This is a genomic window from Cupriavidus sp. 05T41, from assembly GCF_056396525.1.
On the sequence record NZ_JBFTLQ010000144.1, the window covers coordinates 1 to 11,539 of the forward strand.

General features: G+C 70.4%; 12 protein-coding genes. All 12 read left to right on the top strand.

What is annotated here, in order from left to right; translation table 11 throughout:
• Nucleotides 1-516: 516 nt before the first annotated feature.
• Complete coding sequence (locus tag AC1DKV_RS39025) at nt 517-1,254, top strand: beta-ketoacyl synthase chain length factor (protein ID WP_441621361.1); 738 nt, start codon at nt 517-519, stop codon at nt 1,252-1,254.
• The gene (locus AC1DKV_RS39030) at nt 1,247-2,023 is read left to right on the top strand and encodes a lysophospholipid acyltransferase family protein (protein ID WP_477139581.1); all 777 of its coding nucleotides are present in this window, start codon (nt 1,247-1,249) and stop codon (nt 2,021-2,023) included. The genes AC1DKV_RS39025 and AC1DKV_RS39030 overlap by 8 nt, the downstream gene beginning before the upstream one ends.
• Entirely contained in the window at nt 2,010-2,282 is a 273-nt protein-coding gene (locus tag AC1DKV_RS39035; protein WP_477139582.1) for a phosphopantetheine-binding protein, read from the top strand. Before AC1DKV_RS39030 ends, AC1DKV_RS39035 begins: the two co-directional genes overlap by 14 nt.
• A gap of 70 nt (nt 2,283-2,352) precedes the next feature.
• The gene (locus tag AC1DKV_RS39040; RefSeq protein WP_477139583.1) at nt 2,353-2,610 is read left to right on the top strand and encodes an acyl carrier protein; all 258 of its coding nucleotides are present in this window, start codon (nt 2,353-2,355) and stop codon (nt 2,608-2,610) included.
• 5 nt (nt 2,611-2,615) lie between these two features.
• Nucleotides 2,616-3,164, top strand: a complete 549-nt coding sequence (locus AC1DKV_RS39045) for a COG4648 family protein (RefSeq protein ID WP_477139584.1) — start codon at nt 2,616-2,618, stop codon at nt 3,162-3,164.
• Nucleotides 3,157-4,869 (top strand): ApeI family dehydratase, encoded by a 1,713-nt coding sequence (locus AC1DKV_RS39050; protein WP_441621352.1) that lies wholly within the window; start codon nt 3,157-3,159, stop codon nt 4,867-4,869. The genes AC1DKV_RS39045 and AC1DKV_RS39050 overlap by 8 nt, the downstream gene beginning before the upstream one ends.
• Nucleotides 4,862-5,605, top strand: coding sequence for a glycosyltransferase family 2 protein (locus tag AC1DKV_RS39055; protein ID WP_477139585.1), 744 nt, complete (start codon nt 4,862-4,864; stop codon nt 5,603-5,605). Before AC1DKV_RS39050 ends, AC1DKV_RS39055 begins: the two co-directional genes overlap by 8 nt.
• Nucleotides 5,602-6,663 (top strand): LpxL/LpxP family acyltransferase, encoded by a 1,062-nt coding sequence (locus tag AC1DKV_RS39060; RefSeq protein WP_441621348.1) that lies wholly within the window; start codon nt 5,602-5,604, stop codon nt 6,661-6,663. The genes AC1DKV_RS39055 and AC1DKV_RS39060 overlap by 4 nt, the downstream gene beginning before the upstream one ends.
• A 36-nt stretch (nt 6,664-6,699) precedes the next feature.
• Nucleotides 6,700-7,149, top strand: a complete 450-nt coding sequence (locus AC1DKV_RS39065; protein ID WP_441621346.1) for an acyl-CoA thioesterase — start codon at nt 6,700-6,702, stop codon at nt 7,147-7,149.
• The gene (locus tag AC1DKV_RS39070; protein WP_477139586.1) at nt 7,146-7,772 is read left to right on the top strand and encodes a LolA family protein; all 627 of its coding nucleotides are present in this window, start codon (nt 7,146-7,148) and stop codon (nt 7,770-7,772) included. Before AC1DKV_RS39065 ends, AC1DKV_RS39070 begins: the two co-directional genes overlap by 4 nt.
• A complete protein-coding gene (locus tag AC1DKV_RS39075) occupies nt 7,765-10,140 on the top strand; it encodes an MMPL family transporter (RefSeq protein WP_477139587.1) in 2,376 nt (791 codons plus the stop codon). The genes AC1DKV_RS39070 and AC1DKV_RS39075 overlap by 8 nt, the downstream gene beginning before the upstream one ends.
• Nucleotides 10,141-10,195: 55 nt before the next feature.
• Nucleotides 10,196-11,422, top strand: coding sequence for an NAD(P)/FAD-dependent oxidoreductase (locus AC1DKV_RS39080; protein ID WP_441621340.1), 1,227 nt, complete (start codon nt 10,196-10,198; stop codon nt 11,420-11,422).
• The last annotated feature ends 117 nt before the right edge of the window (nt 11,423-11,539 follow it).

Sequence of the window (11,539 nt, forward strand, 5' to 3'; positions counted from 1 at the left end):
CCCCAGCACGGCCCCCAGCACGGCCCCCGGCGCGGCCCCCAGCGGTKCCATCGCGCAGCCGCGCCCCGGTCGTTACATTTGCGAACCTTCTTAACGATCTCGCATCGCCTTCCGATGTCCCTTTGTGCGAGAATTCGGCCCTGACAAAATGCGCAGGTCAGATTCGTCCTATTTGCTGAATATATTTCTTGCGCCACACCAGGGGTTTCCGCGGTCCTGATCACGCCCCGAGGTTAGTTTTGCGCGCTTTTTGCCGTTATTTCGGAAATGCAGGTTGCGGCCCATGGCATGTGGGCGGCGCCCTGGAAAAACAGGCGGCAATTAGCAGTCAACAGAGGCAAACAGGCGGTGAGCGGTTGATATCTCCTGATAACGTTGCGTCATCAGAGTGTTGTTCGATGCCTGGCCGGCGCGCTTCGCGAGGTCTCGCGAGAGCGCTGCCCGCCACCTGGGCGCGCAGCGCTCGCCGGCGGGCCGGCAGCGCCGCTGCCATTTCTTCCACCCAACGCGAACGGCATGGCAATGGAATTCGGTATTCGCGCATGGGCGGCATGTGCAGCACAACTAGACACGCAGCAAGCCTGGCTTGACTGGAGCCGTGCGCCCTGGCTGCCGGCCGGTGACGAACTGCCCGCATTGAGCGCCATGGCCCCGATGTTGCGCCGGCGCGCCAGCGCGCTAGGCCGGGCCGCTCTCCATCCCGCCTACGCCTGCCAGCCGGGCGTGGAGGGCATTCCCGTCATCTTCGCGTCGCGCCATGGCGATACGCTGCGCCCGCTGCAGATGCTCGGCGACCTCGCCGACGGCGAGGCCCTGTCGCCCACGGCGTTCGGCCTGTCCGTGCATAACGCCATCGGGGCACTGTATTCGATCGACCGCGGCGATCCCGCTAACCTGCAAGCGCTGGCCGCCGGCCGCGACACCGTCGAAGCGGCGGTGGCGGAAGCCTGCGGCCTGCTGGCCGATGGCGCCGCCGAAGTCCTGCTGGTGCACTACGAGGCGCCGCTGCCCACCGCCTACGCGGTCTTTGCCGACGAACCCGAGTGCCTGTTCGGCTGGGCCTGGCGCGTGTCCAGGCCGCAGCCCGGCGAGGTCCGGTTCAGCCTCGAGGCGACCAGCGCCGCCGACGCCCCGGCCACGCCAGGCGCCTTGCTGCCCCATGGGCTGGACGTCTTGCGCTTCATGCTGGCGGGCGATGCCGAACTGCGCCACCGCGGCGAGCGCGGCGCATGGAGGTGGCAGCGCCATGGTTGAGCGCCTGGACCGTGCCTGGCGCGTGTGCGCCACGGGACTGTGCTTCTCCAGCTTCGGCGTGGGCGGCTTGCTGCTGCGCGTGGCGGTATTCCCGCTGATGACGGTGCTGCTGTGGTCCTCGGCACGCCGCCAGCGGGTGTGCAAGAACATCATCCACCATGCCTTCCGGCTGTTCCTGCTGCTCATGCGCACCGTCGGCGTGATCCGCTACGAGGTGCGGCACCCCGAGCGGCTGCAACGCAGCGGCCTGCTGATCGTGGMCAACCATCCCTCGCTGATMGACGTGGTGTTCCTGATCGCGCTGACGCGCCAGGCCGACTGCGTGGTCAAGGCGGGGCTGGCCCGCAACCCGTTTACGCGCGGGCCGGTGCGCGCCACCGGCTACGTCTGCAACGATTCCGGTGCCGGCATGGTGGACGACTGCATTGCCTCGCTGAACGCGGGCAACAACCTCGTCATCTTTCCCGAGGGCACGCGCACCGCATTGCAAGGTCCGCTGCGGCTGCAGCGCGGCGCGGCCAATATCGCCGTGCGCGGCGGCTTCGCGCTCACGCCGGTGGTGATCCGCTGCGAGCCGCCCACCCTGACCAAGGGTGAAAAGTGGTATCGCGTGCCGGCGCGCAGGCCCCGTTACATCATCGACGTGCGAGAAGACGTCAGCGTCGCCCAGTGGGTGCCGTCCGGACTGGACKACGCGCTGGCCGTCAGGCATCTGACCCAATCRCTATCCGAGTTTTTYTCCAGGGAGRTCCGCCGTGMAGGCGCTTGARCAMGAAATCAAGGAACTGATCATYTCRTCGCTGTCSCTCGAAGACATCGGCCCGGCCGATATCGACGACGGCGCGCCGCTGTTCATCGAAGGCCTGGGCCTGGATTCKATCGACGCGCTCGAGCTCGGCCTGGCGCTGCAAAAGCGCTATGGCGTGACCATGAACKGGGACAAGGACGAGATGCGCGCGCGTTTCGCCAGCGTCACCGCACTGGCCGCCTTCGTGGCCTCGCAGCGCGCCGGCCAGGCTTCGGCCTGAGCCTGCGGATCACCATACCGCCAGCCGCGGCCAGCGCGGCAAGCACCACCGACTACCAAGGGAGCCCATCATGACTCATKACGAAATCTTTGCGCGGGTGGCCACCGTGCTCGAGGAAACCTTCGAGATCGAGCGCGGGCGCATCCGCCCGGAAGCGCGCCTGTACGAAGACCTGGACATCGACAGCATCGACGCGGTCGATCTGCTGGTCAAGCTCAAGCCCATGCTCAACAAGCCGATCAAGCCCGAGCAGTTCAAGGCGGTGCGCACCGTGCAGGACGTGGTGCAGGCACTGGCCCTGCTGGTCGATTCGCCCGCCACGGCCTGATCCGCATGCGCCTGCGCAAACTGCTGCTCGGCGTGCTCACGCTGTGCTATCCGGTGACGATCTACTTCGGCCTGCAGCACTGGTCGCCGCGCGTGATGGCGCTGGCGCTGGTGGCGCTGGCGCTGCTGCGCGTGCTGACCAGCCGCCAGGCCGGCTGGCGCCTGCTGGCGGTGCTGGCCGCCGCGCTGGCGGCAGTGGTGGCGGCTTCCAACCACGCCATGYCGCTCAAGCTCTACCCGGTGCTGGTCAATGGCGCCATGCTGGCCGTGTTCGGCTGGAGCCTGCGCCACCCGCCCAGCCTGGTCGAGCGGCTGGCGCGGCTGCGCGAGCCGGATTTGCCGCCCGCGGGCGTGGCCTACACGCGCCGCGTAACGCAGGCCTGGTGCGTGTTCTTCATCGCCAACGGCACGGTGGCCGCGCTGACCGCGGTGCTGGCCAGCGACCGGGTCTGGGCACTCTACAACGGCGGCATCGCCTATGGCCTGATGGGTGCCATGTTTGCCGGCGAATGGCTGGTGCGCCAGCGCGTGATGGCCGGAGGCAGGCATGGCTGAGTGGCTCGGCGTAAGCGGCGCGATGGCCGCACTGGCGGCGCGCACGCATGCGGTGGCGCACGGCACGGCCGGCAACCTGGATGCGCCGGCCTTCGTGCGGCGCGCGACGGCCTGGCGGCAGGCCTTCGCGGCGGTGCCGGGCACCACGGTGGCGCTCTATCTCGAATCCACTGCCGAGTTCGCCGCCGCCTTGTTCGGCGCATGGCACGCCGGCAAGCACGTGGTGCTGCCTGGCGATACGCGTGCCGAGACGCTGGCTGCGCTGGCCGGGCGCGCCGATGCGCGCGCCGGCGACCTGCCAGGCGGGGTGCGGCCGCAGGCGCGGGATGCGCATGGCGCGGCTGCTCCCGGCTGGCCGCCGCTGGACCCGCGCTCGACACAGGTAACCCTGTTTACCTCCGGCTCCACCGGCGCGCCCGGGGCCATCGTCAAGCAACTGTCGCAGCTGGAGGCGGAGGTGCAGGCGCTGCAGGCCGCGTTCGGCGCCGGCGTGCCGGCGCAGGCACGGGTGCTGGCCACGGTCTCGCACCAGCATATCTATGGCCTGCTGTTCTGCGTGCTGTGGCCGCTTGCCGCGGCGCGGCCCATGCCCGCCGACCGGCTCGCCTTCCACGAGGAAATCGTGCGCGCCTGCGATGGCACGCCTGCGGTGCTGGTGACCAGCCCCGCGCACCTGCGGCGCATGCCGCCGGCACTCGACTGGGCGCCGGCGCGCGCCTCGCTGCATGCCGTGTTCTCGTCCGGCGGGCCGTTGCCGCCGGAGGCCGCGGCCGACGCGCTGCGCCATTTCGGCCTGGCCCCGGTCGAAGTCTTCGGCAGCTCGGAGACCGGCGGCATCGCCTGGCGCCAGCGCGCGCGCCATGACGAGCGCTGGACCCCGCTGCCGGGCGTGCAGTGGCGTTTGCAGGACGGCTTCCTCGCGGTCCGCTCGGCCCATCTGCCGGACGACGGCTGGTACCTGTGCGCCGACCAGGTGCAGCCCGCCGGCGACGGCGGCTTTGCGCTGGCGGGCCGCGCCGACCGCATCGTCAAGATCGAGGAAAAGCGCATCTCGCTGACGCAGGTCGAGCAAGTCCTGCAGCAATCGCCGCTGGTGCGCGAAGCGCGCGTGGTGCTGCTCGAACTGGATATCGGCATGCGCCTCGGTGCCGCGGTGGTGCCGAGCGATGGCGGCGCCGCCCTGCTGGCCGGCCAGGGCAGGGCAGCCTTGCTGGCCGCGCTGCGCGCCGTCCTGGCGAGCGCKGTGGACGCGCTGGCGCTGCCGCGCCGCTGGAGTTTCGCCGATGCCTTGCCGTGCAATGCCCAGGGCAAGACCACCGAAGCCATGCTGCGCGATATGTTCCGCCGCGTGTTGCCGGCGGTGCGCTGGCAGGCGGGCGGGGATGCCATGTCGGCCAGCGCCGAACTGGACATCAGCGAAGACCTGGCCGTGTTCGACGGCCATTTCCCCGGCAGTCCGATCGTGCCCGGCGTGGCGCAGGTCGACTGGGTCATGGCGCTGGCGCCGGCGCGCCTGCCGGTGCCGCCGCGCGCGCAGTTCCGCCGGCTGGAGACGCTCAAGTTCCAGGCCGTGATCATGCCGGGCACGACCGTGCAACTGGCGCTGACATGGCAGCCCGAGCGCAACGCGCTAGCGTTCCGCCTCAGTTCGGCACAGGGGCCGCATGCCAGCGGTCGCATCGTTTTCGGAGACGCGCATGTTTAAGCCGGTGGTGCTGGTGCCGGTCTATGACCACGAACACGCCATCGGCGCCATGGTGCAGGCCATCCTGCGGCATCCGCTGCCCTGCCTGCTGGTGGACGACGGCAGCAGCCCGGCATGCGAGCGCGTGCTGCGCGAGATCGCCGCCGCGCACGCGCAGCGCGTGCACCTGATCCGCCTGCCGAAGAACCAGGGCAAGGGCGGCGCCATCATGGCCGGCTTCGAAGAGGCCGCGCGCATGGGCTTTACCCACGCCCTGCAGATCGATGCCGACGGCCAGCACGACGCCGCGTGCATCCCGCAGTTCGTGGCGCTGGCGCAGGCGCGCCCGGATGCCATGGTGTGCGGCTATCCGGTCTACGACGAGTCGGTGCCGCGCGTGCGGCTGCTGGCGCGCTACCTGACCCATGTCTGGGTCTGGATCAACACGCTGTCGCTCGCCATCCGCGATTCGATGTGCGGCCTGCGGGTCTATCCGCTCGGCCCGGTGCTTGCGCTGGTGCATGACGTGCGGCTGGGGCGGCGCATGGAGTTCGATACCGAAGTGCTGGTCCACCTGGCCTGGCGCAACGTGCCCATCGTCAACGTGCCCACGCGGGTCACCTATCCGTCGGATGGCGTCTCGCATTTCCAGGTCTGGCGTGACAACGTGCTGATCTCRGCCATGCATACCCGGCTGTTCTTCGGCATGCTCAGGCGGCTGCCGMTGCTGCTGTGGCGCAAGGTGCGACCGGCATGAACGCGCAGCGACACGACCAGCGACACGACCAGCGGCAAGCCAGCCAGCCGGGCCGCATGGCGCGGCACTGGAGCCAGATCCGCGAATCCACCTGCGTGTGGGGCGTGTGGTGCCTGTACTGGCTCTACCGGCTGTGCGGCCGCACGCTGTTCCGCGCCGTGCTGTATCCCGTGGTCACCTACTACTGGCTGGCCAGGCCGCTGGCGCGCCATTCGTCGCTCGACTACCTGCGGCGCGTCCAGGCCGCCACCGGCACGGCCGTGCCCGCGGGCGCCGCGCCGGGCCTGCGCCATACCTTGCGCCATCTCTTTTCGTTCGCCGACACGCTGCTCGACAAGCTGCTCGCCATCGGCGGCGGCTATCGCTACGGCAACGTGCGACGCGAGGGCGAACAAGTGATGCAGCAGCAGATTGCCAGCGGCCAGGGTGGCATCATCGTGACCGCGCACATGGGCTGCCTGGAGCTGTGCCGCGTGCTGGCCAACCGGCGCCAGGGCCTGCGCCTGACGGTGCTGGTGCATACCGCGCACGCCGCCCAGTTCAACCGCATTCTCTCGCGCCTGGATCCGCGCTCCGGCCTGCAACTGTTCCAGGTCGACGACATCTCGCCGGCCACCGCGCTGATGCTGGCCGAGAAGGTCCGCGCGGGCGAGTTCGTGGCGATCGCCGGCGACCGCGTCCCGGTGCACGGCGGGCGCACGGTGACGGTGCCGTTCTTCGGCGCGCCGGCGCGCTTCCCGGTCGGCCCCTACGTGCTGGCCGCGCTGCTGGAATGCCCCTTGTTCGCCATGGGCTGCGTGCGCTCGGGCAATGGCCACCTGCTGCGCTTCACCGAGCTGGCGCGCGAGGTGCGCCTGCCGCGCGCGCGCCGCGACGCCATCCTCACGGGGCATGCCACGGACTACGCGCAATGGCTGTCGCAACTGCTGGCGGAGTCGCCCTACGACTGGTTCAACTTCTACGATTTCTGGGGGCAGGGCGGCGGCGTGCCCGAAGCCGCGCGCGCCGGCGCGCCACATGCCACACCGCACGGCGCGCCGGCGCCGCGCGGCGACTGACGGCCGGCTCCCCGCACACCGCACACGGCAACTCCTATGTCTCAAGACTTCAGCCACGAGATCACGCTCAGTCCCGCCTTCCACGACCTCGACCCGATGAATGTGGTGTGGCACGGCAACTACGTGCGCTATTTCGAGCAGGCGCGCTGCGCGCTGCTCGAACGCTATCACTACGACTATCCGGCCATGCGCGACTCGGGCTATGCCTGGCCGGTGGTGGACATGCGGGTGAAGTATGTCGGCCCGCTGACCTACGGCCAGCCCTTCGTCATCCGCGCGGCCATCGTCGAGTGGGAGAACCGCCTGAAGATCGAATACCTGGTGCGCGACGCGGCCACCGGYCGGCGCCTGACCAAGGGCTACACCATCCAGGTGGCGGTGGACATGCGCAATGGCGAGATGTGCTACGTGTGCCCGCCGGTGTTGTGGGAGCGGCTCGGCGTGGCGGCCGGCGAAGGCGTGGCGCGCGCGGAGGACGGGCAATGAAGCGCCGCGGCGTCTTGCTGGCCCTGTGCGGCGCCGTGCTGGCCGTCCCGCGCCTGGCCGGCGCGGCGGCGCCCGACCTGCTGGCCTCGGTGGCGGGGCGCTTGTCCGATGCGCCGGTGATCCACGGCCGTTTCGAGCAGACGCGCCGCCTGTCCGGCTTTGCCAATCCGCTGGTTTCGCGCGGCGACTTCGTGCTGGCGCGCGAGCGCGGCGTGGTGTGGAGCACGCGCGAGCCGTTCGCCTCGAGCCTGCTGGTGACACCTGAGCGGCTGGTGATGYGCGGTGCCGACGGGCGCGTGCAGCAGCAGATGCAGGCCGATGCCCAGCCCGCCATGCGGGTAGTGGGCGAGTCGGTGATCGCKGTGCTGCGCGGCGACCTGCGTGCMTTGTCGGCGCGTTTCGAGGTGGCCGGCAAGCTGGTCGGCAAKAGCGGATGGACCCTGACGCTGACGCCGAAGGATGCCGCCATGCACCGCGTGTTCGCGCGTATCGAGCTGGCCGGCGACCGCTTCGTGCGCGATGTGCGCCTGGAAGAAGCCGGCGGCGACAGCACGCACGTGAAGCTGATCGACCCGAGCGCGGCCACGCGCCTGGCCGCCGACGAGGAGCAGCGCTTTGAGTAACGCGGGCCTGGCCACCGGCAAGTCCTTGCACGGCCTCAGTACCCTGGAGCGGGTGCTGGCCGTGGCGTGGCTGTTGCTGGTGATCGCCCTGGCGGCGCACCAGTTGCAGTTCTGGCGCGCCTCGCGGCTCGATACCGATGTGATGGCCTTGCTGCCGACCAGCCAGCGTACCGCCACCGCCGACCGCGTGCTGCGCCGCCTGGCCGACGGTGTATCGCGCGAGATCGTGGTGCTGGTCGGCGCCCCGGACTGGACGCGCGCGCGCGCCGCGGCGCAGCGCTTCAGCGCGGCAACCCGGCCGCAGGCGGGGCTGCTGCAGCCGGTGGACCGCATCGCCAGCTTCGACCTGGACGCGGCGCTGGCCTTCTACCGGCCGTACCGCGACCGCCTGCTGACCGACAGCCAGCGCGCCATGCTGGGCCAGGCCGACGCGGATACCCTGGCCCGGCAGGCGCTGACCCGCCTCTACCAGCTATCCACCGGCCCGCGCCTGACMGACTGGGCAGCCGACCCGCTCGGCCTGTGGCAGGACTGGTGGCTGTCGCGCGCGGCCATGACGCGCGTGCACGAGCGCGATGGCCTGGCCGCGCTCAGCGCCGAGGGCAAGGAGTGGGTGCTGCTGACCTACCGCATCAGCAAGCCGGCGTTCTCGGTAAGCGGCGATACCGACTACTCCGACCTGCTCAAGCTCGMCACGCGCGCCGCGGAGCAGGGCGGCGGCGTGCAGGTGGTGGCGGCGGGAATTCCGCTGCACGCCGAGGCCGCCGCCGCGCAGGCCAGCCTGGAAATGAACGTGATCGGCTGGGGCTCGCTGGCGGCGGTGTTGCTGCTGGTGTGGCTGGCCTTCCGCTCGCTGCGCCCGATCATCCTGGTGGGCCTGTCGTTGCTGGTCGGCACCGCGGCGGCGGTCTCGGCCACGGCGCTGGTGTTCGACCGCGTGCACCTGATCACCCTGGTGTTCGGCGCCAGCCTGGTGGGCGTGGCGGAAGACTACGGCATCCACTATTTCGTCTCGCGCCAGGCCAGTCCCGGGGCCACGCCGCCGCAGGTGATGCGCCGGCTGCTGCCGGGCATGGCGCTGGCGCTGTCGACCAGTGCGGTGGCCTACCTGGCGCTCGGCATCGCGCCGTTCCCCGGGCTGCGGCAGATGGCGCTGTTCTCGGCCGTGGGCCTGGTGGCGGCCTTMCTGACCGTGGTGTTCTGGTTTCCCCTGCTCGACCGCGGCCAGCTGCGCGAGACGCGCCTGTCGGCCTGGCTGACCGCCAGCCTGGCGCGCTGGCCGCGCGTGGGCGCGGACCGCGCATCCTTGCTGCTGCTCGGCCTGCTGGCCTTGTTCGTGGTGCCGGGTTTGTGGCAGGTCCATGTGGCGGACGACGTGCGGCAGTTGCAAAGCTCGCCGCCGGCGCTGATCGAGGCCCAGCGTAGCGCCGGGCGCCTGCTGGGCACGCCCAGCCCGGCGCAGTTCCTGCTGGTGCGCGGCGGCACGCCCGACGAAGTGCTGGCGCGCGAKGAGGCGGTCAAGCAAGCCCTGGCGGGCGTGGTCGCGCATGGCGACCTTGCCGGCTTCGTGGCGATCTCCGACTGGGTGCCGTSGGCAGCGCGCCAGCGTGCCGACGCGGCCCTGAGCGGCGGCCTGGAAAGCGCCGTGCGCGAGCGCGTGGCGCGCGCGGTCGGGGGCGCGGTGGGTGCGCCCAACGCGGCGGCGGCCGGCCAGGTGCTGACCTTGCCGGCGTGGCTGGCCAGTCCGGTCTCGGACACGCTGCGCCACCTGTGGCTGGACCGCGAGGGCGACGGCTATGCCAGCGTCATGCTGCTGCGCGGGCTGGACAAGCCCGCCACCATCGCGCTGATCGAAGCGGCGGCGGCCAAGGTGCCGGGCGTGGAATGGGTCGACCGCGTGGCGGACCTGTCCTCGCTGCTCAGGCACTACCGCGTGCTGATGACCTGGCTGCTGGCCGCCGGCGCGGCCGGCGTGGCGCTGCTGCTGATGTGGCGCTATGGCCGCGGCGCCTGGCGCGCGCTGGTGCCGACCCTGTTGGCGGCGCTGTTCAGCGTGGCCCTGCTGGGCTGGCTGCAGGTGCCGCTGCAATTGTTCTCGGTGCTGGCGCTGGCGCTGCTGCTCGGCGTGGGGGTGGACTACGGCATCTTCCTGCTCGAGCATCCCGGCGACGGCGAGTCGTGGACGGCGATCGTGCTGGGCGCGGCCAGCACGCTGCTGGCGTTCGGCCTGCTCGCACTGTCGTCCACGCCCGCGCTGCACGCCTTCGGCATGACCATGCTGTCGGGGGTCGGCGCGGTGTGGCTGCTGTCGCCGTGGTTCCGGCCGCAGGCGCAGGGGGCTGAAGCAATGCGGCACCAGAGCCGATAACAACAAACAAGACCAACAAGATCGACAGATCGAACGACAGGAACAGGGTTACGAAATGAATACCGAACAGGTGGACGTCCTTATCATCGGCGCGGGTCCGGCAGGCTCCGTGGCGGCAGGGCTCTTGCGCAAGCGCGGCATCGGCGTGCTGGTGCTGGAGAAGGAAACCTTCCCGCGCTTCTCGATCGGGGAGAGCCTGCTGCCGCAGAGCATGGCGTACATCGAGGAAGCGGGCATGCTGCAGGCCGTGGTCGAAGCCGGCTTCCAGTACAAGAACGGCGCCGCCTTCGCGCGCGGCGACCGCTATACCGATTTCGATTTCCGCGACAAGTTCTCCGCCGGCTGGGGCACCACCTACCAGGTCCAGCGCGCGCGCTTCGACCACGTGCTGATCGGCGAGGCGCAGAAGCAGGGCGCCGAAGTCCGCTTCTCGCACCAGGTTACCGCCGTCGACGTGGAGGGCGAGCAGCCCAGCGTCACCGTCCGCGACGCCGAGGGCAGCGTCTACCGCGTGCAGGCGCGCTTCCTGCTGGATGCCTCCGGCTTCGGCCGCGTGCTGCCGCGCCTGCTGGACCTGGAGTCGCCGTCCAACTTCCCTGTGCGCAGCGCCATCTTCACCCACGTGGAAGACCGCATTCCGCCCGGCACCTTCGACCGCAACAAGATCCGCGTGAGCGTGCATCCCGAGCACGTGGATGTCTGGTACTGGACCATCCCGTTTTCCGATGGGCGCTGCTCGCAGGGGGTGGTGGCGGAGAAGCGCTTCCTCGACCAGTACACCGGCACCGAGACCGAGCGCCTCAAGGCGCTGGTCGGCGAAGAGCCGGGCCTGGCCAGGCTGCTGGCCAATGCCAGGTGGGATACGCCGGCCCGGCAGATCGCCGGCTATTCGGCCAATGTGAAGTCGCTGTGGGGCAAGGGCTATGCGCTGCTCGGCAATGCCGGCGAGTTTCTCGACCCGGTGTTCTCCTCGGGCGTGACCATCGCCTTCAAGTCGGCCAGCCTCGCCACGGCCTGCCTGGCGCGGCAGTTCGCCGGCGAGACCGTGGACTGGCAGGCGGAGTACGGGCAGCCGCTCAAGGAAGGCGTGGATTGCTTCCGCACCTTTGTCGAGGCGTGGTACGAAGGACGCTTCCAGAAGCTGATTTTCCATCCTGACGCCACGCCGGAAATCCGCCGCATGATCTCGGCCATCCTGGCCGGTTACGCATGGGACCGCGGCAACCCCTTCGTCACCGAATCGCGCCGGCGCCTGGCCGTGCTGGAGCAGCTTTGCGTCTGATCGCTTCCCGCTTCGACGMGGCGCCGGCCGCGCTGCTGGCCGTTGCCGCGATAGCGCTGCTGCTGGCCGGCTGCGCGGCGCCCGGCACGCCCGCGCCCGGCACCCCCGAGGCTGGCG

What these genes read in the sequence shown, in the direction of transcription:
- AC1DKV_RS39025 (WP_441621361.1), top strand. Translation starts at nt 517, where the DNA reads ATGGCAATGGAATTCGGTATTCGCGCATGGGCGGCATGTGCAGCACAA.
- AC1DKV_RS39060 (WP_441621348.1), top strand. Translation starts at nt 5,602, where the DNA reads ATGAACGCGCAGCGACACGACCAGCGACACGACCAGCGGCAAGCCAGC.
- AC1DKV_RS39080 (WP_441621340.1), top strand. Translation starts at nt 10,196, where the DNA reads ATGAATACCGAACAGGTGGACGTCCTTATCATCGGCGCGGGTCCGGCA.